General features: G+C 56.6%; 13 protein-coding genes and 4 tRNA genes. 14 read left to right on the top strand and 3 right to left on the bottom strand.

Going from position 1 to position 18330, the window contains the following annotated elements; all coding sequences use genetic code 11:
• Positions 1-96 precede the first annotated feature (96 nt).
• On the top strand, positions 97-2277 hold the full coding sequence (locus ACSSVV_RS02005) for a malate synthase G (protein ID WP_011785321.1): 2181 nt from the start codon (positions 97-99) through the stop codon (positions 2275-2277).
• Between the two features lie 84 nt (positions 2278-2361).
• Here ACSSVV_RS02005 and folD read toward each other — a convergent pair whose 3' ends face one another.
• Positions 2362-3222, bottom strand: coding sequence for a bifunctional methylenetetrahydrofolate dehydrogenase/methenyltetrahydrofolate cyclohydrolase FolD (gene folD / locus ACSSVV_RS02000; RefSeq protein ID WP_014421154.1), 861 nt, complete (start codon positions 3220-3222; stop codon positions 2362-2364).
• 222 nt (positions 3223-3444) lie between these two features.
• On the opposite strand from folD, the gene ACSSVV_RS01995 reads away from it, so the two are divergent.
• From ACSSVV_RS01995 to ACSSVV_RS01950, 10 genes are all read left to right on the top strand, one after another.
• Positions 3445-3521: transfer RNA gene (locus tag ACSSVV_RS01995), tRNA-Pro, on the top strand.
• Positions 3522-3553: 32 nt separating this feature from the next.
• Positions 3554-3630: transfer RNA gene (locus tag ACSSVV_RS01990), tRNA-Arg, on the top strand.
• Between the two features lie 88 nt (positions 3631-3718).
• Positions 3719-3794, top strand: a tRNA-His gene (locus ACSSVV_RS01985).
• Positions 3795-3859: 65 nt separating this feature from the next.
• A tRNA-Leu gene (locus ACSSVV_RS01980) sits at positions 3860-3944 on the top strand.
• A 218-nt stretch (positions 3945-4162) separates the two neighbouring features.
• Positions 4163-5467 carry a trigger factor gene (gene tig, locus ACSSVV_RS01975; RefSeq protein WP_113879023.1) on the top strand — a complete coding sequence of 435 codons (1305 nt, stop codon included), beginning with the start codon at positions 4163-4165 and terminating at the stop codon, positions 5465-5467.
• Between the two features lie 163 nt (positions 5468-5630).
• Complete coding sequence (gene clpP / locus ACSSVV_RS01970; RefSeq protein WP_011785318.1) at positions 5631-6266, top strand: ATP-dependent Clp endopeptidase proteolytic subunit ClpP; 636 nt, start codon at positions 5631-5633, stop codon at positions 6264-6266.
• Between the two features lie 76 nt (positions 6267-6342).
• Positions 6343-7626 (top strand): ATP-dependent Clp protease ATP-binding subunit ClpX, encoded by a 1284-nt coding sequence (gene clpX, locus ACSSVV_RS01965; RefSeq protein WP_011785317.1) that lies wholly within the window; start codon positions 6343-6345, stop codon positions 7624-7626.
• Positions 7627-7801: 175 nt separating this feature from the next.
• Positions 7802-10219 (top strand): endopeptidase La, encoded by a 2418-nt coding sequence (lon, locus tag ACSSVV_RS01960; RefSeq protein WP_454105484.1) that lies wholly within the window; start codon positions 7802-7804, stop codon positions 10217-10219.
• 238 nt (positions 10220-10457) lie between these two features.
• Positions 10458-10730, top strand: a complete 273-nt coding sequence (locus tag ACSSVV_RS01955) for an HU family DNA-binding protein (RefSeq protein WP_008174603.1) — start codon at positions 10458-10460, stop codon at positions 10728-10730.
• A gap of 158 nt (positions 10731-10888) precedes the next feature.
• On the top strand, positions 10889-12742 hold the full coding sequence (locus ACSSVV_RS01950) for a SurA N-terminal domain-containing protein (RefSeq protein ID WP_454105483.1): 1854 nt from the start codon (positions 10889-10891) through the stop codon (positions 12740-12742).
• A 54-nt stretch (positions 12743-12796) separates the two neighbouring features.
• On the opposite strand, the gene ACSSVV_RS01945 is transcribed toward ACSSVV_RS01950, so the two are convergent.
• Positions 12797-13669 carry a MurR/RpiR family transcriptional regulator gene (locus ACSSVV_RS01945; protein WP_023010459.1) on the bottom strand — a complete coding sequence of 291 codons (873 nt, stop codon included), beginning with the start codon at positions 13667-13669 and terminating at the stop codon, positions 12797-12799.
• A gap of 207 nt (positions 13670-13876) precedes the next feature.
• On the opposite strand from ACSSVV_RS01945, the gene zwf reads away from it, so the two are divergent.
• The 3 genes from zwf to ACSSVV_RS01930 are packed head-to-tail and all read left to right on the top strand — an operon-like array spanning position 13877 to position 16756.
• On the top strand, positions 13877-15352 hold the full coding sequence (gene zwf / locus ACSSVV_RS01940; RefSeq protein WP_454105482.1) for a glucose-6-phosphate dehydrogenase: 1476 nt from the start codon (positions 13877-13879) through the stop codon (positions 15350-15352).
• Positions 15345-16058, top strand: a complete 714-nt coding sequence (pgl, locus tag ACSSVV_RS01935) for a 6-phosphogluconolactonase (protein ID WP_370230146.1) — start codon at positions 15345-15347, stop codon at positions 16056-16058. The genes zwf and pgl overlap by 8 nt, the downstream gene beginning before the upstream one ends.
• A 50-nt stretch (positions 16059-16108) precedes the next feature.
• Positions 16109-16756 (top strand): bifunctional 4-hydroxy-2-oxoglutarate aldolase/2-dehydro-3-deoxy-phosphogluconate aldolase, encoded by a 648-nt coding sequence (locus ACSSVV_RS01930; protein ID WP_454105481.1) that lies wholly within the window; start codon positions 16109-16111, stop codon positions 16754-16756.
• Positions 16757-16832: 76 nt separating this feature from the next.
• On the opposite strand, the gene pyk is transcribed toward ACSSVV_RS01930, so the two are convergent.
• On the bottom strand, positions 16833-18281 hold the full coding sequence (gene pyk / locus ACSSVV_RS01925) for a pyruvate kinase (protein WP_454105480.1): 1449 nt from the start codon (positions 18279-18281) through the stop codon (positions 16833-16835).
• Positions 18282-18330: the final 49 nt, after the last annotated feature.

Here is an 18330-nt window from a genome sequence, read left to right as displayed (position 1 = left end):
ATTTCACGTACAATGCGGCGCTCTAATCAGAACGTCCCCGCGCTATCGGCGCCATCAGGGGAGTCGGGAACTACAAACCCATTGAGGCAAGCAACGATGACAGAACGCGTTCAAGTTGGCGGCATCCAGATCGCCAAGAATCTGTACGATTTTGTAAATAACGAAGCGATTCCGGGCACCGGTATTGAAGCTGACAAGTTCTGGGCCGAGTTCGACAAGATCGTGAACGAGCTCGCTCCGCGCAATCGCGAGCTGCTGCTCAAGCGTGACGAAATCCAGGAAAAAATGGATACCTGGAACCGCGAGCACAAGGGCCAGAAACTGGACATGGCCGAGTACAAGGCGTTTCTGAAAGACATCGGCTACCTGGTAGATGAGCCGGCGGATTTCAAAATCTCCACCTCCAATGTGGATCCGGAAATCGCCACCATGGCCGGCCCGCAGCTGGTTGTGCCGGTCATGAATGCCCGTTTCGCCCTGAACGCGGCTAACGCTCGCTGGGGTAGCCTGTACGATGCCCTGTACGGTACCGACGCTATTTCTGAGGAAAACGGTGCTGAGAAGGGCCGTGGCTACAACCCGGTTCGTGGCGCCAAGGTGATTGAGTGGGCCCGCAACCTGCTGGATGGCTCTGCGCCTCTGGCTTCCGGTAGCCATAAAGACGCCGCAAAATACTATATCGACGGCGGCAAGCTGGCGGTTAAACTTCAGAACGGTGACGTGACCGGTCTGAAAGACGAGTCCGGTTTTGTGGGTTACACCGGCGCTGCCGATGCCCCCACTGGCGTTTTGCTGGTGAAGAATGGCATGCATTTCGAAATCCAGATTGATGCCAGCCATCCGATCGGCAAGGATGACGGTGCCCACGTTAAAGACGTTCTGATGGAATCGGCCCTGACCACCATCATGGACTGCGAAGACTCCGTTGCCGCGGTAGATGCTGATGACAAGGTTGTCGCCTACAAGAATTGGCTTGGCCTGATGAAGGGCGATCTGGAAGAGTCCTTCGAGAAGGGCGGCCAGATGATGACTCGTCGCATGAATGGCGACCGCACCTACACTGGCGCCGATGGCAGCGAGCTGACCCTCAAGGGCCGCAGCCTGCTGTTCGTTCGTAACGTTGGCCACCTGATGACTAACCCGGCCATTCTGCTGAAGGATGGTAGCGAAATCCCCGAGGGTCTGATGGACGGCCTGGTAACATCCCTGATCGCCATCCACGACCTGAAGGGCGACGGCAAATTCCAGAACAGCACCAAGGGTTCTGTGTACATTGTTAAGCCCAAGCAGCACGGCCCGGAAGAAGTGGCGTTCACCAATGAATTCTTCGGTCGTGTTGAAGACGCTCTTGGTCTGCCGCGCTTCACCCTGAAAGTGGGCATCATGGACGAAGAGCGTCGCACCACCGTGAACCTGAAGGCCTGCATCCACGCTGCCAAAGAGCGCACCGTGTTTATCAATACCGGCTTCCTGGATCGCACCGGTGATGAGATTCATACATCCATGGAGTTGGGTCCCTTCATCCGTAAGGGGCCGATGAAGCAGGCTGCCTGGATCAACGCTTACGAGCAGTGGAACGTTGACATCGGCCTGGAAGCCGGTCTGTCTGGCGTTGCCCAGATTGGTAAGGGTATGTGGGCCATGCCGGATCTGATGGCAGGCATGCTGGAGGCCAAGATCGGTCATCCGAAGGCTGGTGCCAACACCGCCTGGGTTCCGTCTCCGACAGCCGCTACCCTGCATGCCACTCACTACCACCAGGTGAACGTGTTTGATGTGCAGAAAGAGCTGGCTAACCGTCAGCGCGCGTCTCTGGACGACATCCTGACTGTGCCGGTGATGGAGGATCCGTCGTCCTTGAGCGCCGAGGACATTCAGCAGGAACTGGACAACAACGCCCAGGGTATCCTTGGCTACGTTGTACGTTGGATCGACCAGGGTGTGGGCTGCTCCAAGGTGCCTGACATCAACGATGTGGGCCTGATGGAAGACCGTGCGACACTGCGTATTTCTTCGCAGCTGCTGACCAACTGGCTGTACCACGGCATCTGCTCTGAAGAGCAGATCATGGAAACCATGAAGCGCATGGCTGCGGTTGTTGATAAGCAGAACGCTGGTGATGCGGCGTATCGCAACATGGCTCCGAACTTTGACGACAGCATTGCCTTCCAGGCCGCTGTGGATCTGGTTCTGAAGGGGCGCGAACAGCCGGCCGGCTACACAGAGCCGCTGCTGCACGCATACCGTCAGAAGGCCAAGGCCAAATACGGGCAGTAAAACGCCCGTCCATAAAAAACCCCGCTTCGGCGGGGTTTTTTATTGGGGTTGCCCCCGCTGACGAAGAATTCGCGGGATGGCGCGTCAGGTGTCGGCGTGCAGCACGTTGGCAGCGTAAAGGGTGTTTTCCAGCAGGGTGGCAATGGTCATGGGGCCGACGCCGCCCGGTACCGGGGTGATGTAAGCCGCACGCTCTGCTGCAGCGTCAAAATCGACATCGCCACAGAGTTTGCCGTCATCCATCCGGTTAATGCCCACATCAATGACGGTGGCGCCCGGTTTGACCCACTCGCCCTTGATGATGCCCGGTTTGCCCACTGCGGCCACCAGGATGTCTGCTTCCCCGACAAATTTCTCGAGATTGTCGGTAAATCGATGGCATACCGTTGTCGTGGCTCCTTTTAGCAGCAGTTCCATGCTCATGGGGCGACCGACAATGTTGGAGGCCCCGACAATAACTGCGTGCTGGCCTTTGTAGGGGGTGCCAATGGAGTCCAGCAGGGTGATGACGCCTGCCGGTGTGCAGGGCCGCAGGGTAGGCTTGCGCTGCATCAGGCGGCCGATGTTGTAGGGGTGAAAGCCATCTACGTCCTTGTCGGGCCGTATCTTTACCAGAATCGGATCAGCATCCAGGTGCGAGGGCAGGGGCAGTTGAACCAGTATGCCGTCAACGGCGGGGTTCTCGTTCAGCTCGTCAACCAGCGCTTCCAGTGCCGCCTGGGAGGTATCTTCCGGCAAATCATAGGACAGCGACAGGATGCCTGCCTGCTCGCAGGCCTTGCGTTTGTTGCCAACGTATACCTGGGAGGCCGGATCGTGACCGACCAGTACCACGGCCAGCCCGGGCGCTCTCAGGCCCTTCTGTTTTCTGGCTTCGACCCCGGCGGCCACCTGTTGCCGGACCTGTGCAGCAATTTCTTTTCCGTTAATCAGTTTGGCGCTCATGTTTCCGTCTTGTCGGTTTGGGCGTAAGAAAGTGAAGGCCGGGCATTGTCTCATGCTTCAGGGTTAACGCCAATGTAGAGGGGGTGGTCGGGAACTCCAGCGGTTACAGGTGGTCACTTATAGGACTGTCTCGGCAAGGAATTTTCAATTCCGTGTTGACGGACGCGATCGGCGCCGGTAATATGCGCGCCAACTTTGCTGAGGCACTTGTTGTTCAGTTAACGGGGTATAGCGCAGTCTGGTAGCGCGCCTGCTTTGGGAGCAGGATGTCGGGAGTTCGAATCTCTCTACCCCGACCACTTTCTGGATATTCAGGTGGGCGAACGGTCAAGCGCCCGTAGCTCAGCTGGATAGAGCATCCGCCTTCTAAGCGGATGGTCGCAGGTTCGAGTCCTGCCGGGCGCGCCATCTCGTTAATCGCAGATTGGTACCGGACTCGCCGAACCAGCAAAGTTGAAGTAAGCAGTAGTGTGCCGGCAGGCACCTCCCTGATGTGGTGGACGTAGCTCAGTTGGTAGAGCTCAGGATTGTGACTCCTGCGGTCGAGGGTTCGAACCCCTTCGTCCACCCCACTTTTCCCCTTGTTTGTTTCCGAGCACCCTGATTCCCTGTTATGGTTCAGAGCTGCGCCGGATATGCGAGAGTGGCGGAATTGGTAGACGCACTGGATTTAGGTTCCAGCGGGTAATACCGTGAGAGTTCGAGTCTCTCCTCTCGCACCACCCTTTCTTTTTTCTGATTTGTCCCCATTGTGTTCCCGTGCCGCGTTGTCAGGCGCGTCTCAAACCCATATTCAGGGTGGCCGGGTGATTCTCTCGGCGGGGCAAACCGTGATAAACTACCGGCTTTTAATTTTGCGTCCCTTTGGGGTGAGCTGCTCCTGCCGGGATTTTGGTTTAATTTTCATTCACCTACAGAATCTGTAATTTGAGGAACTTCCATGCAAGTGTCTGTTGAAACGACCTCCAACATCGAGCGTCGCATGACGATTGGTGTGCCCGCCCAGGAAATCGACCAGGCGGTTCAGAAACGCCTGCAGGAAACTGCTCGCACCGTGCGCCTGAACGGTTTCCGCCCTGGCAAGGTTCCCATGAGCGTGGTCAAGCGTCGTTTTGGTGACAGCATCCGCCAGGAAGTGGTTGGCGAGGCTATGCGCGACAACTACATCAAGGCGCTGCAGGAGCAGGATATCAATCCGGCTGGCTGGCCCAAGTTGGAGCCGAAGACCATGGAAGAAGGCAAGGACCTCGAGTTCGTTGCGACTTTTGAGGTTCTGCCGGAAATTGAGCTGGGCGATCTGAGCAAGATCAATGTTGAGAAGCCGGTGTCTGAAGTTGCCGACAAGGATATCGACAACATGATCGATAATCTGCGTCGCCAGCAGGCCACCATGAAAGAGGTCAAGCGCAAGTCCAAGAACAAGGACATCGTGACTATCGACTTCAAGGGCTCCATCGACGGTGAAGAATTCGAAGGTGGCTCCGCTGAAGGCCATCGTCTGACCCTGGGTTCAGGTCAGATGATCCCTGGCTTTGAAAAGGGCATTGTGGGTGGTAAAGCCGGCGAAGAGCTGGAAATCGATGTCACTTTCCCTGAGGACTACCATAACGAAGACCTGGCGGGTAAAGATGCCAAGTTCGCTATCACTATCCACAAGGTAGAAGAGCCGCAGCTGCCGGAACTGGATCAGGAATTTTTCAAGCGTTTCGGCATCGAAGCTGAAGACGAAGCCGCTTTCCGCGAGGAAGTGAAGAAGAACATGGAGCGCGAGCTCAAGCAGGCGGTATCCAACAAGGTCAAGAACGACGTTGTAGATGGTCTGCTGGAGACCACAGAGCTGGAAGTACCTGCGGCTCTGGTTGACCAGGAAATTGATCGCCTGCGTCAGGACGCCGTTCAGCGCTTTGGCGGGCAGGTGGATTTCCAGCAATTGCCGAAGGAAATCTTCGAAGAGCAGGCGAAGCGTCGCGTGAAGACGGGTCTGCTGTTCCAGGAAGTGGTCAAGAAAAATGACCTGAAGGCTGACGAAGCGAAAGTGGAAGAAAAGATCCAGGAGATCGCTTCTACGTATGAACAGCCGGACGAGGTTGTTGCACACTTCAACAGCAACCCGGATCAGAAGGCTCAGGTTGAGTCTTCTGTACTGGAAGATGCCGTGGTTGATTTTGTGCTTGGCGCGGCCAAGGTAAAAGAGAAGAAGATGAAGTACGAGGAAGCGGTGCAGGCCGGTCAGCCCCAGCGCTGATGGCCGCCGGGCCCAGGCCCGGTGCCGTGTTCTGGAAGCAGCCGGCGTGTCCGGCTGTTTTCATCTGGGCGATCTGCTGGCAGAGTATATGGGGTACCGGAATACAACGGGCTCCCGTTGAAGCAGGAGTCCAAACCATTGTCCATAAGGAGTTCAGGCGCACATGACGCAGAAACCGTTTGATGGCCCTACAATGATAACCAGCTCAGGCCTGGTGCCGATTGTTATTGAACAGACGGCACGCGGCGAACGTTCGTTCGACATTTATTCCCGTCTGCTCAAGGAGCGGGTGATCTTTCTGGTTGGCCCGGTTGAAGATCACATGGCAAACCTCGTGGTTGCCCAGTTGCTGTTCCTGGAATCCGAAAATCCGGACAAGGATATCCATCTTTATATCAACAGTCCGGGTGGCTCCGTTTCCGCCGGCATGTCCATTTACGACACCATGCAGTTCGTGAAGCCGGACGTAGCAACGCTTTGCATCGGTCAGGCAGCCAGCATGGGTGCTTTCCTGTTGTCGGGTGGCGCGAAGGGCAAGCGTGCCTGCCTGCCGCACTCCCGTGTAATGATTCATCAGCCGCTGGGCGGCTATCAGGGGCAGGCGACGGACATCGAGATCCATACCCGTGAGATCCTGAAAATCCGCAACACGCTCAACGAGCTGCTGGCGGAGCACACCGGTCAGGACATCGAGACCATCGCCCGGGATACCGACCGTGATAATTTCATGGATCCTGCCCAGGCCAAAGAGTACGGGTTGATCGATACAATACTTGATAAGCGCGTATCGAATAAATAATACTGAAAGTCATCGCATCACTACCGGCCGGTGTACACACTGATGACACCGGCCAACGAAGAACAGAGGTATTTCAATGGCAGATGAAAGAAACGGCAGAGGCGACGATAACGGCAAGTTGCTCTACTGCTCGTTTTGTGGAAAGAGCCAGCATGAAGTCCGTAAGCTCATTGCAGGGCCCTCGGTGTTCATCTGCGACGAGTGCGTTGATCTGTGCAATGACATTATCCGGGAAGAGATTCAGGAGAACGCCCCGGAGGAGGCCAGCGACCGCCTGCCCACGCCGGCAGAGATCCGTGAGACTCTGAATGAATATGTTATTGGCCAGGATCGCGCCAAGGTCGTTCTGTCTGTAGCGGTGTATAACCACTACAAGCGTCTTCGCTACGGCGAGGGCAAGAGTGATGTCGAGCTGGGCAAAAGCAACATTCTGCTGATCGGTCCCACCGGTAGCGGCAAGACCCTGTTGGCGGAAACCCTTGCGCGCATGCTGAATGTACCGTTTACCATCGCGGATGCGACCACGCTGACCGAAGCAGGCTATGTGGGTGAAGATGTTGAAAACATCATCCAGAAACTGCTGCAGAAGTGCGACTACGATGTCGAAAAGGCCCAGCGCGGTATTGTCTACATCGACGAGATCGACAAGATTTCCCGCAAGTCCGATAACCCGTCCATCACCCGGGATGTATCGGGTGAGGGTGTTCAGCAGGCTTTGCTGAAGCTGATCGAGGGTACTGTCGCTTCGGTTCCTCCTCAGGGTGGGCGTAAACACCCCCAGCAGGAATTCCTGCAGGTGGATACCGGTAACATCCTGTTTATCTGTGGCGGTGCCTTCGCCGGCCTCGACAAGGTTATCCAGGAACGCTCTGAGCGCAGTTCCATTGGCTTCTCGGCTACAGTCAAGAGCCAGGACGACAGCAAGAGCACTGGCGATATCATTCGCGAAGTCGAGACCGAGGATCTGGTGAAGTTTGGCCTGATTCCGGAATTCGTCGGCCGTCTGCCTGTGGTGGCCACGTTGACCGAACTGGATGAAGAAGCACTGGTGCAGATTCTGACCGAGCCCAAAAACGCCCTGACCAAGCAGTATCAGAAGCTGTTTGATATGGAAGGGGTGGAGCTGGACTTCCGGGAAGATGCCCTGCGCGCAGTGGCCAGAAAAGCCATGGAGCGCAAGACCGGTGCCCGTGGTCTGCGGTCGATAATGGAAGCGACCCTGCTGGATACCATGTATCAGATTCCCTCTGAGCATGATGTCTCCAAGGTGGTGATCGACGAGAGTGTGATCAAGGGGGATTCAGAGCCCTTCAAGATCTACGCCAGCAGCGATCACGCCAAGGCGGTGCCCGAAGACTGAACGGGCACAGGGCGCAGAATACCGGGTGATATAAAAGGGGCGTTCAACGCCCCTTTTTCATCTCAGGCCCTTATCGTTTGCTCCCTGATATTTCCCATCGTAAAAAGATTGCAATTTTTGTCAGCGCCCCAATGTTGGGTGATATGCTGAAAGAAATACTGTCAGAGGATTCCCCATGACCCGTATACCTGATGAAACTGTGCACGAATACCCGCTGCTTCCTTTGCGTGATGTGGTGGTGTTCCCGCACATGGTGGTTCCGCTGTTTGTGGGCCGCGAAAAATCCATTCAGGCGCTGGAAGCGGCAATGGAGGGCAGCAAGGAAATCCTGCTGGTAGCCCAGAAAGATGCCTCCACCGACGAGCCGGGCCCGAAGGATGTATTTGCCATGGGCACCCTGGCGACCGTGCTGCAGATGCTTCGGCTGCCGGATGGCACCGTCAAGGTTCTGGTAGAGGGTAATTCCCGAGCCAGCATTTCTGACATCGAGGAAGGCGATTACCTGTCCGGCCAGGCCATTCTGATGGATGAGGAATCCTTGCCGGAGCGCGAGGAAGACGTCCTCACCAAGACCCTGATGGACGAATTCGAGAAGTACGTGAAGCTGTCCAAAAAGGTGCCATCTGAGGTTTCCAATGCTTTGACCGGTATCCACGAACTTGAGCGTCTGGTCGATACCATGGCCGCGCATCTGGAGATGCGGATTCCCGAGAAACAGGAGTTGCTGGAAGCTCTGGACGTTCGTAAGCGGGTTGATCTTCTGCTGGGCAAGCTGGACGGTGAGATTGATCTGATCGAAGTGGAGAAGCGCATCCGTGGCCGTGTGAAAAAGCAGATGGAGCGCAGCCAGCGCGAGTATTACCTGAACGAGCAGATGAAAGCGATCCAGAAGGAAATGGGCCAGCTCGGTGAGGGTAATAACGATTTCGAGGAACTCGAGCAGAAGCTTGAGGAAGCCGGTCTGCCGGAAGAGGCCCGGAAGAAAACCGAAGCAGAGCTGAACAAGCTCAAGATGATGTCTCCGATGTCCGCGGAAGCTACCGTGGTGCGCGGCTACATTGACTGGATGCTGGCGGTCCCCTGGAAGAAGCGCAGTCGGGTTCGTCACGACCTTGAAAAGGCCCGTGAAATCCTGGACCGGGATCACTACGGCCTGGACGAGGTGAAGAAGCGTATTCTGGAGTATCTGGCGGTTCAGAGTCGGGTCAAGAAGGTGAAAGGGCCTGTGCTTTGCCTGGTAGGGCCTCCCGGGGTTGGCAAGACCTCCCTTGGCCAGTCCATCGCCAAGGCTACCAATCGCAAATACACCCGCATGGCGCTGGGTGGTGTGCGTGACGAAGCCGAGATACGAGGCCACCGCAAGACTTACATCGGCGCGCTGCCGGGCAAGTTGTTGCAGAAGCTTTCCAAGGTGGGTGTGAAGAACCCGCTGTTCCTGTTCGACGAAATCGACAAGATGGGCATGGACCATCGTGGCGATCCGGCCTCGGCTCTGCTCGAGGTGCTGGACCCGGAGCAGAACCATACGTTCAATGATCACTACCTGGAAGTCGATTACGACCTCTCTGATGTGATGTTCGTATGTACCTCCAACTCCATGGATATTCCACCGGCACTGCTGGACCGCATGGAGATCATCCGGATTCCCGGATACACCGAGGATGAAAAGGTTAATATTGCCTTGCGTTACCTTCTGCCCAAGCAGCTCAAGGCCAATGGTCTGCGCAAGGACGAACTGAAACTGCCGGAAGAGACCATCAGGGATCTGATCCGCTACTACACCCGGGAAGCCGGTGTACGGGGCCTTGAGCGCGAAATCGCCAAGATCTGCCGTAAGGTGGTGCGCGAGCACGTAGAGAGCAGCAGCAAGGCCTCGGTGACCCTGACGCCGGATCTTCTGGAGGATTACTCAGGCGTCAAAAAGTTCAAATACGGACTGGCAGAGGAAACCAACCAGATCGGACAGGTGACCGGTCTGGCATGGACCCAGGTCGGCGGCGAACTGTTGACCATAGAGTGTGCTTTGACGCCAGGTAAGGGTCGTGTCGTTAAAACCGGCTCGCTGGGTGACGTTATGCAGGAATCCATTCAGACGGCACTTACGGTGGTCCGGAGCAGGGCGGCCGGCCTGGGTGTGGCGGATGATTTCCACGAAAAACACGATCTTCACGTGCATGTACCTGAGGGAGCAACCCCGAAAGATGGCCCGAGTGCCGGTATTGGTATGTGTACAGCACTGGTTTCTGCACTGACTCGAATTCCCGTTCGGGCGGATGTAGCGATGACCGGTGAAATCACCCTGCGAGGTCGCGTTCTGGCGATCGGCGGCTTGAAGGAAAAGCTGCTGGCAGCCCATCGCGGTGGCATCAAAACTGTCATTATCCCGGATGAAAATGTCAGGGATCTCAAGGAGATACCGGACAACATCAAGGAATCGCTGGAGATCCGCCCGGTCAAGTGGATCGATGAGGTTCTGGACATTGCACTGGCCTACCAGCCGGATCCCAGGGCGGAAGATACCGACAAGGAAACTGGCAAATCGACCGCTGCTGATGATTCCGGCGACGCTGCAGAGCGCATAAATACACATTAAACACCGGATGAGTTGTTGACACGCCTGAGAGCCCGTTGGTATAACTGTTTCGCCGTGAAGCAGCCAATACCAAGGGCTCCCGCGCAGTAAGTGCCTATTCCGAACACCGGTTTAATGCCGCAAGGAATAAAAAAACTGAAGAATGGAATTCTCCAATCGCTTATGCGATAGTCGAGAACGTCCGCGAAAAAACAAACCGACCTATAACATCTTCAACCTGAAATCGAAGGGGTTTAGTGTGAACAAGTCCGAACTGATCGATGCAATTGCAGAGTCCGCAGACATCTCCAAAGCCGCAGCTGGCCGTGCGCTGGATGCCATGACCAACTCCATCACCGGTGCACTGAAGAAAGGCGACCAGGTTACCCTGATCGGCTTTGGCACCTTCTCTGTGAAAGAGCGTGCTGCCCGTACCGGTCGCAACCCGCAGACTGGCGCAGAAATCAAGATTCCGGCCTCTAAAGTGCCTGGATTCAAGGCAGGCAAGGCCCTGAAAGACGCCGTTAAGTAACGGCTCTTTCTCTGGCAGTTCCCGGTTTCGGGAACTGCCATCAGAATTCAAGGCGCATTCCGGTAAGGGTGCGCCTTTTTGCGTGTTAACGGTGGCTCATTCAGCTCTCGCCTCACCACTACCAACAGCAGAACCTTGAACAGGGATTCGAGAACAACATGCTTCAAGATATTCGGGATAACGCCCAGAGTACGATCGCCAAGGTTATCGTTGGCCTATTGATTATTTCCCTCTCGATCTGGGGAATGGACGCCATCATCGGCGGCTTCACTGGGGAGCCAGAAGTGGCAACGGTCAACGGTCAGGACATCACCGAGCGGGAGTTCCTGCGCACCGTACAGATGGAAAGCCAGCAGCGCCTGATGCAGATGGAGAATCCGGACCAATCTCTGCTGGACGAGGATCAGATTCGTCGTGACGTACTGGACGCGCTGATACAGGAGGCCGTGCTCACCCAGGATGCCCAGAGCCAGGGGCTGGAGCTGACCGATGCCGACATCGATTCCCTGATAACCCAGATGCCCCAGTTTCAGATTGACGGCCAGTTCAATCGCGACCGTTTTGTAGCCACAGTGCGCAACCTGGGTATGGGAGTTGCCGAGTTCCGCGAAAGCATGCGCAAGAACTACGTGGTCAACCAGATTCGTGCGGCGATCGTCCAGACTGGTGTTGTAGCACCTGAGAATGCAGCCCATTTGCTGGCCATTCAGAATCAGACCCGTGACTTCCGCGTGCTGATGCTCGATGGCAGCAGCGTCCAGGACCAGGTGGATGTGACCGAGGCCGAGGTACAGGCGTACTACGACGAGAACCGTGACCAGTTTCGTCAGCCAGAGCAGGTGGATGCTGCCTACATTACCTTGTCCCAGGGGGCGTTGGCGGAGTCCATTGAGGTCGCCGAAGATGAATTGCGGGCCTATTACGAGGAGCGTGCTGAAGAATACGCACGGGAAGAGCGCCGTGCCGCTCACATTCTTGTAGAGGCCGGTGATGACGGGCAGGAGACTCTCGCAACCATCCAGCAGCGTCTTGAAGACGGTGAGTCGTTTGCCGTCCTGGCCGAGGAATACTCAGTCGATACCGCCTCTGCGCAGGAAGGTGGTGATCTTGGTTTTGCTGGCCGAGGTGTCTACGACGAAGCCTTTGAAGAAGCCCTGTTTGCCCTGGATGAAGGCGAAGTGTCTGGCCCGGTTGAGACCAGCTTTGGTATTCACCTGATCAAACTGGAAGACGTACGTCGTTCCGATGTGCCTGCGTTTGGTGAGTTGCGTGAAGAGCTGCGACTGGAGTTGGCCAGAACCAAGGCCAGTGAGCGTTTTGCGGAAGTTCGCTCGCAATTGGCTGATGCGGCCTACGCTGCCGACGATCTTGCCGGCCCGGCCGAAGAGCTGGGTCTGGAAATTCGGGTGGTCGAAGGTGTCAGCAGGGACGGAGGTGCAGCACCCTTTGATCATGCGGGTCTGGTACGTCAGCTGTTCTCCGAAGATGTACTTGAGGGTGGCTACAACACCGAGCTGATCGACGTGGGTGATAACGTATCGGTAGTTGCCCGGGTGCGCGAGTATCATGAACCGCGCCAGTTGGAGTTGGCTGATGTGGAGCCGGAAATTCGTCGGATTCTGGAGAGAACCGAAACGCGGGAAGCGCTGGCAGCCCGTGTTGATGAGCTCGTGGCTCAGCTTGAATCCGGTACCAGTGCCGAGGATCTGGGCGTCGGTGAATGGCAGCAGTTTGAGAATCAGGGCCGGAATGGCTCTGGCCTGAGCCCGCGCGTGGTTCAGGAAGTGTTTTCAATGGCTCGCCCGGATGGTGAAACGCCAACCGTTGGGCGTGCCGTAGCGGCCGACCAGGCTGCTGTCATTGTCCTGACCGGCGTCAACGAAGGTGAGGTTGATCAGGAAGGTGCGGAATACCAACAGCTGATGCGTTTCCTGGCACAGTTGGAGGGGCAGCGTGAATACACCGCCTACCAGCAGTACCTTCGCAATACAGCTGAGGTTGAGCGGAACTGATTTGCTATAGACCTCAAAAGAAAGCCCCCTTTCGGGGGCTTTTTTGTGAGCGGTTCATTCTTTCGGGTATCGGGTAGCTTTCAGACTTTCCTTGATTTTCTTGAGATGGCCCAGAAAATCCGATCCACGTTTCAGCGTTACACCGGTTGCGAGGATGTCGATGACCGTCAAATGAATAATTCTGGAAGACATGGGCATATACACTTCTGTGTCTTCCGGGGTTGTGACGCCAACCACCACCGTACAGAACTCCGCAAGAGGGGATTCCGGGTTTGTTATACCAATAACCGTTGCGCCGTTCTCTCGCGCCACTCTGGCGATATCAACGCTTTCCTTGGTTCGGCCGGTGTACGAGATCATCACGATCACATCTCCGACCTGCGCCCCTGCCGCTACCATTCTCTGCATGAGAGCGTCGTCGTATGAGGTTACCGGAATGTTGAATCGAAAAAACTTGTGCTGGGCATCGAGTGCGACCGACGCGGAGCCGCCCATGCCAAAAAAGTGGATCTGTTTTGCCTGGATAAGATAGTCGATGGCCGAAGCTAGCGCTTTGTGATCGAGTGACTGGCGGGACTTATCCAGGTTGGCAATGGTGCTGAGCATGATTTTGTCAGCGAATTCAGCCACGGTGTCGTGGGGCTCTATATTCTGGCCGACATAGGGTGTTCCTGTCGCAATGCTCTGTGCTAATCGGATCTTGAAATCCGGGAAGCCCGTCGCTGAAAAACTCCGACAGAATCGGTTTACAGTAGGTTCGCTGACATTGGCCGCCCGGGCCAGGGCTGCAATGCTGTACCGCGTTGCAGCGCTGGGGTCCTTAAGAATCGCTTCTGCCACTTTGCGCTCGGACTTGTTCAGATTATCCAGGCGTTCCTGAATATCTTCCAGCAGATTCTCTTCCCGGTGCGCGTGACTGGTTGTCATGAATGGATGCTCCGTTGATCTCTTGGGGGCCGAATCATCTAAGAACTCGGGAGTATACCGTTTTATTGGTGTGTTTGCGGTAGTCAACGTGTCATAACGTGGTTTTCCGAGGGCTGGGAGTCAGCAGTTTGACGGTTTTTTTTCTAAAACTACTACTTCCTGGTAATGTGAATGAAGTGGAGCGGCAAATCATGGAGGGCGCGACTCATGGTAAAGAACGCGAATGCCCCGTGTGACCTGATGCTTTTTGGCGCCTTGGGTGACCTGGCTCAGCGTAAACTCTTCCCTGCGTTGTATCAGCTGGAGCGCGCGGGCTTGCTCGCGCAGGGCAGTCGCATTCTGGCGATTGCGCGCACGAAGGCAACAACAGCGGACGTCCGGGAGCAACTGTTTGAAAAGCTTCGCTATCATGTGAAAGACCGTGAGTTTGATGCTGGTGTTGCGAATGCATTTCTGCAGCGGGTGGATTACCTGTTGCTGGATTTCACAGATCCTGAGGGCTATGGGGCTCTGCGTGAGTGGCGGGATGAACCCAACAACGAACTCATCGTCTATATGGCCACGCCGCCTTCGATGTATGGCGTGATTGCCCGCAATATGAAAGCGACCAGTTGTTGTAATGAGAAAACCCGGGTGGTGGTGGAAAAACCCATCGGCCACGATCTTGAGTCGTCCCGGGTCATCAACGATGAGCTGGGAGAGGTCTACAACGAAAACCAGTTGTTCCGGATTGATCACTACCTGGGCAAGGAGACCGTGCAGAACCTGATTGCACTGCGCTTTGCCAACAACCTGTTTGCCTCCCAGTGGGACCAGAATCATATCTCCCACGTTGAAATTACCGTCGCGGAGAGCGTCGGTATAGAAGGGCGCTGGGGCTATTTTGACCAGGCCGGTCAGATCCGCGACATGATTCAGAATCACTTGCTGCAGTTGCTGTGCCTGATTGCGATGGATCCGCCCGCAGACCTGTCAGCGGACAGCATTCGGGACGAGAAGGTAAAGGTACTTAAGGCGCTGAAGCGAATTACCCCGGACATGATGGATCGGTACGTTGTGCGTGGTCAATACACCGCGGGCACCAGCAATGGCAAGCCGGTGCCGGGCTATCTGGAGGAGGAGGATGCCAACAAGGGTAGTGCCACTGAAACTTTTGTGGCACTGAAAGCCGAGATCGATAACTGGCGCTGGTCTGGCGTGCCATTCTATATCCGTACAGGCAAGCGACTGCCGGAGAAGCTTTCCCAGATCATCATTCATTTCAAGCCGGCGCCTCATTACATTTTTGATCCGGACCAGAAGCATCTGGCCAACAACAAACTGATTATTCGACTACAGCCGGACGAGGGTATGGCCCTGAAAATTCTGACCAAGGATCAGGGGCTGGATAAGGGGATGCGACTGCGGCAGGGGCCGCTGGAGCTGACCTTCTCTGAAACCTTTGAAGCGGAACGCATTCCGGATGCCTATGAGCGTTTGCTGTGGGAGGTGATGAAAGGTAATCAATACCTTTTTGTTCGCAGGGATGAGGTGGAATACGCCTGGCGCTGGGTCGACGAGATCATCGCCAACTGGAGAGACAGTGGCGAGCCGCCCAAGCGTTATGCCGCCGGCACCTGGGGCCCGGTCGCCTCCATTGCCATGATCACGCGGGACGGGAGGAGCTGGTATGAAGATGCCTGACATTCGCTTGCCAGAGGGTGTCGGGTTCCATGCCGACGACAATGCCGGGCGCGTGGCCCGGGCCCTGGCCTCGACCGTCGCTGATGTTCTCTCCCGCCGCCTTGAGCAGGCGCCCAGGGCCAGCCTGGTGGTGTCCGGAGGCTCTACGCCTTTACCCTTTTTTAAGGCGTTGTCCGAGGTGGCGCTGGACTGGTCCAGAGTGGATGTTGTGCTGGCAGACGAGCGCTGGGTGCCGGAGGGCGACCCCGACAGTAACACCACCCTGGTCAGAAACAACCTTTTGGTGGGCAAGGCTGCGAAAGCCCGTTACCTGGCTCTGAAGCAGCCGGGGGAAACTCCGGAGCAAGGACTGGAGGCGGTTCGACAGGCGCTGTCCGTGCTCGCTTTGCCAGTGGACGTAGTGATTCTGGGCATGGGCAATGACGGTCATACCGCTTCGCTGTTTCCGGATGCGCCAGAATTGCCCGAAGCCATGGATGAGTCCAATACCGACCTGGTGGCTGCGATGACGCCGAACTCCCAGCCCCAGCGCAGAGTGACGCTGAACCGGGCGGTGCTGGCGCAAGCGCGCTTTACCGCGCTGCACCTGAAAGGGGAGGACAAGCTGGAGACGCTCAGAAGGGCGTGTTCGGCTCTGGATGATGTATTTGCCATGCCGGTGCGGGCCTTCCTGAAACCCGGCCTGGAAGTGTTCTGGAGCCCGTGACGCCGCGTTGTTTGTCTGGTCACCGCCGCTAACTGCTTTAGGAGATCACCATGAATCAATTGTCGGACTATCATCGCGAGCGGGTGCAGGCCGTTCTGGCAGCCTCGCCTCTGGTGCCTGTGATTGCGATCAAAGACCCGGACGATGCCATCCCACTGTGCCGTGCGCTGGTAGATGGAGGTATCCGGGTACTTGAAATTACCTTGCGCACCGAGCATGGAGTGCGTGCCATTGAAAAGGTCAGGAAAGCCATTCCCGAAGCCTGGGTTGGTGCAGGAACGGTTACCAGTATCGCCCAGTATCGACAGGTGGAGTCTGCTGGTGCGCAGTTTGTGATTACCCCCGGGATTACTGAGGCCATTCTGGAGTTCAGTGTTACCTCCGAGGCACCGCTGTTGCCAGGGGTTTCGACGGTGTCCGAGCTAATGATGGGTTATGCGTTGGGCTATCGGGAGTTCAAGTTTTTCCCGGCGGAAGTGGCAGGGGGTATCCCTGCGCTTAAGGCCTTCAGCGGGCCATTTCCCGATGTTGTCTTTTGTCCGACTGGTGGCATTAGCCGCCAGACAGCCAGAGATTATCTGGCGTTACCGAATGTCTGTGCTGTTGGTGGGTCCTGGCTCACGCCGGCAGAGGCCATTGCCGGTAAAGACTGGCCGGCAGTGTCGGAAATTGCCAGGGGAAGTCTGGGCGACCTTTAAACCGGACACATAAAACCCGCCGTCGTGGTGGGTTTTATGTGTCCGGCCGAAGGCTGTGCCAGGCGCTGCCCGGCGGCTAGCGGATATCGCTGCCAACGCGCACGATTTTCATGGTGTTGGTGCCGCCCTGGGCATTGACGTAATCCCCCTTGGTAATCACCACCAGATCGCCTTCGCCGACCACGCCGCGCTTGCGCAGTTGCTCCACCGCCTCCGCATTGGTCTGCTCATTGGCAATCCGGGCCGAATCGAAAGGTATGGTCTGCACGCCGCGGAACAGAACCACCCGGTGCTGGGTGGAGTGATGGCGGGACAGAGCAAAGATCGGCAGGCTGGATTTGATGCGGGACATCAGCCTGGGAGTGGCGCCTGTCTCCGTCATGCAGATGATGGCACGGACACCCTGGAGATGGTTGGCGGCGTACATGGCAGACAAGGCGATGGCTTCGTCTACCCGTTCCATACTCTCATGAATCCGGTGTTTGGACTGGTGCATTGAGGGGTGCCGTTCGGCGCCCAGGCAAATGCGTACCATGGCCTCTACCGCTTCTTTCGGATAGTCACCCACTGCGGTTTCGGCCGACAGCATGACCGCATCGGTGTAGTCCATTACGGCATTGGCGACGTCGGACACCTCGGCCCGGGTGGGCATCGGGTTGGTGATCATCGATTCCATCATCTGGGTCGCGGTGATTACTGCCCGGTTCAGTACCCGGGCGCGGGCGATGATGTGCTTTTGAACCGCTACCAGTTCGGCATCGCCAATCTCAACCGCCAGGTCGCCCCGAGCGACCATGACGGCGTCTGAGGCGAGGATGACTTCATCCAGGGCCTGGTCGTCGTGCGCCAGTTCCGCCCGCTCAATTTTGGCGACCAGGCCTGCCTCAGAGCCGGCCTCGCTCAGCAGTCTGCGTGCGATGTGCATATCTTCGGCGGTGCGCACGAATGAGACGGCGACATAATCCGCGCCAAGTTTGGCGGCGGTAACAATGTCCTGCTTGTCTTTCTCGGTCAGAGCTTCGGCAGACAGTCCTCCGCCTCGTTTGTTCAGGCCCTTGTTGTTGGATAATGGACCGCCAATCAGTACCTTGGAGGTAATGCTGTGCTCGTCTACCGACATCACTTCCATTTCGATGCGGCCGTCGTCGAGCACCAGAATGTCGCCGGGGGCAACGTCTTCAATCAGTTGCTCGTAGTCGATGCCCACCCGCTCGGCTGTGCCGGCGTCCTTGTCCATGCTGGCGTCGAGAACGAAGGTTTGCCCGGCTTCCAGGAATACCTTGTTATCGGTGAACCGCGCGATGCGCAGCTTGGGACCCTGAAGGTCGGCGAGAAGGGCAACAAAGCGGCTCTGTGCTGCAGCGGCTTCACGAACCTGGCGGGCCCGGGCCATGTGCTCTTCGGCGCTGCCATGGGAAAAATTCAGGCGAGTCACATCAACGCCGGCCTTGATGATGGCGGCAAGTGACTTCGGTGTGTCTGTGGCGGGGCCGAGCGTGGCGACAATTTTCGTGCGCCTGAGCATATGTGGGTGTCCTTATTCCGGGTTCGCCGGTATGGTCGAAGAGTCGACA

The organism is Marinobacter sp. MBR-105, from assembly GCF_053628895.1.
This window is presented reverse-complemented; position numbering and strand designations above follow the sequence as displayed.

Bases quoted from the DNA above. Each gene is read 5' to 3' on its own strand.
- ACSSVV_RS01950 (WP_454105483.1), top strand. From the start codon at position 10,889: ATGCTTCAAGATATTCGGGATAACGCCCAGAGTACGATCGCCAAGGTT.
- folD (WP_014421154.1), bottom strand. From the start codon at position 3,222: ATGAGCGCCAAACTGATTAACGGAAAAGAAATTGCTGCACAGGTCCGG.
- clpP (WP_011785318.1), top strand. From the start codon at position 5,631: ATGACGCAGAAACCGTTTGATGGCCCTACAATGATAACCAGCTCAGGC.
- ACSSVV_RS02005 (WP_011785321.1), top strand. From the start codon at position 97: ATGACAGAACGCGTTCAAGTTGGCGGCATCCAGATCGCCAAGAATCTG.
- zwf (WP_454105482.1), top strand. From the start codon at position 13,877: ATGGTAAAGAACGCGAATGCCCCGTGTGACCTGATGCTTTTTGGCGCC.
- pgl (WP_370230146.1), top strand. From the start codon at position 15,345: ATGCCTGACATTCGCTTGCCAGAGGGTGTCGGGTTCCATGCCGACGAC.
- pyk (WP_454105480.1), bottom strand. From the start codon at position 18,281: ATGCTCAGGCGCACGAAAATTGTCGCCACGCTCGGCCCCGCCACAGAC.
- ACSSVV_RS01930 (WP_454105481.1), top strand. From the start codon at position 16,109: ATGAATCAATTGTCGGACTATCATCGCGAGCGGGTGCAGGCCGTTCTG.
- lon (WP_454105484.1), top strand. From the start codon at position 7,802: ATGACCCGTATACCTGATGAAACTGTGCACGAATACCCGCTGCTTCCT.
- tig (WP_113879023.1), top strand. From the start codon at position 4,163: ATGCAAGTGTCTGTTGAAACGACCTCCAACATCGAGCGTCGCATGACG.
- clpX (WP_011785317.1), top strand. From the start codon at position 6,343: ATGGCAGATGAAAGAAACGGCAGAGGCGACGATAACGGCAAGTTGCTC.
- ACSSVV_RS01945 (WP_023010459.1), bottom strand. From the start codon at position 13,669: ATGACAACCAGTCACGCGCACCGGGAAGAGAATCTGCTGGAAGATATT.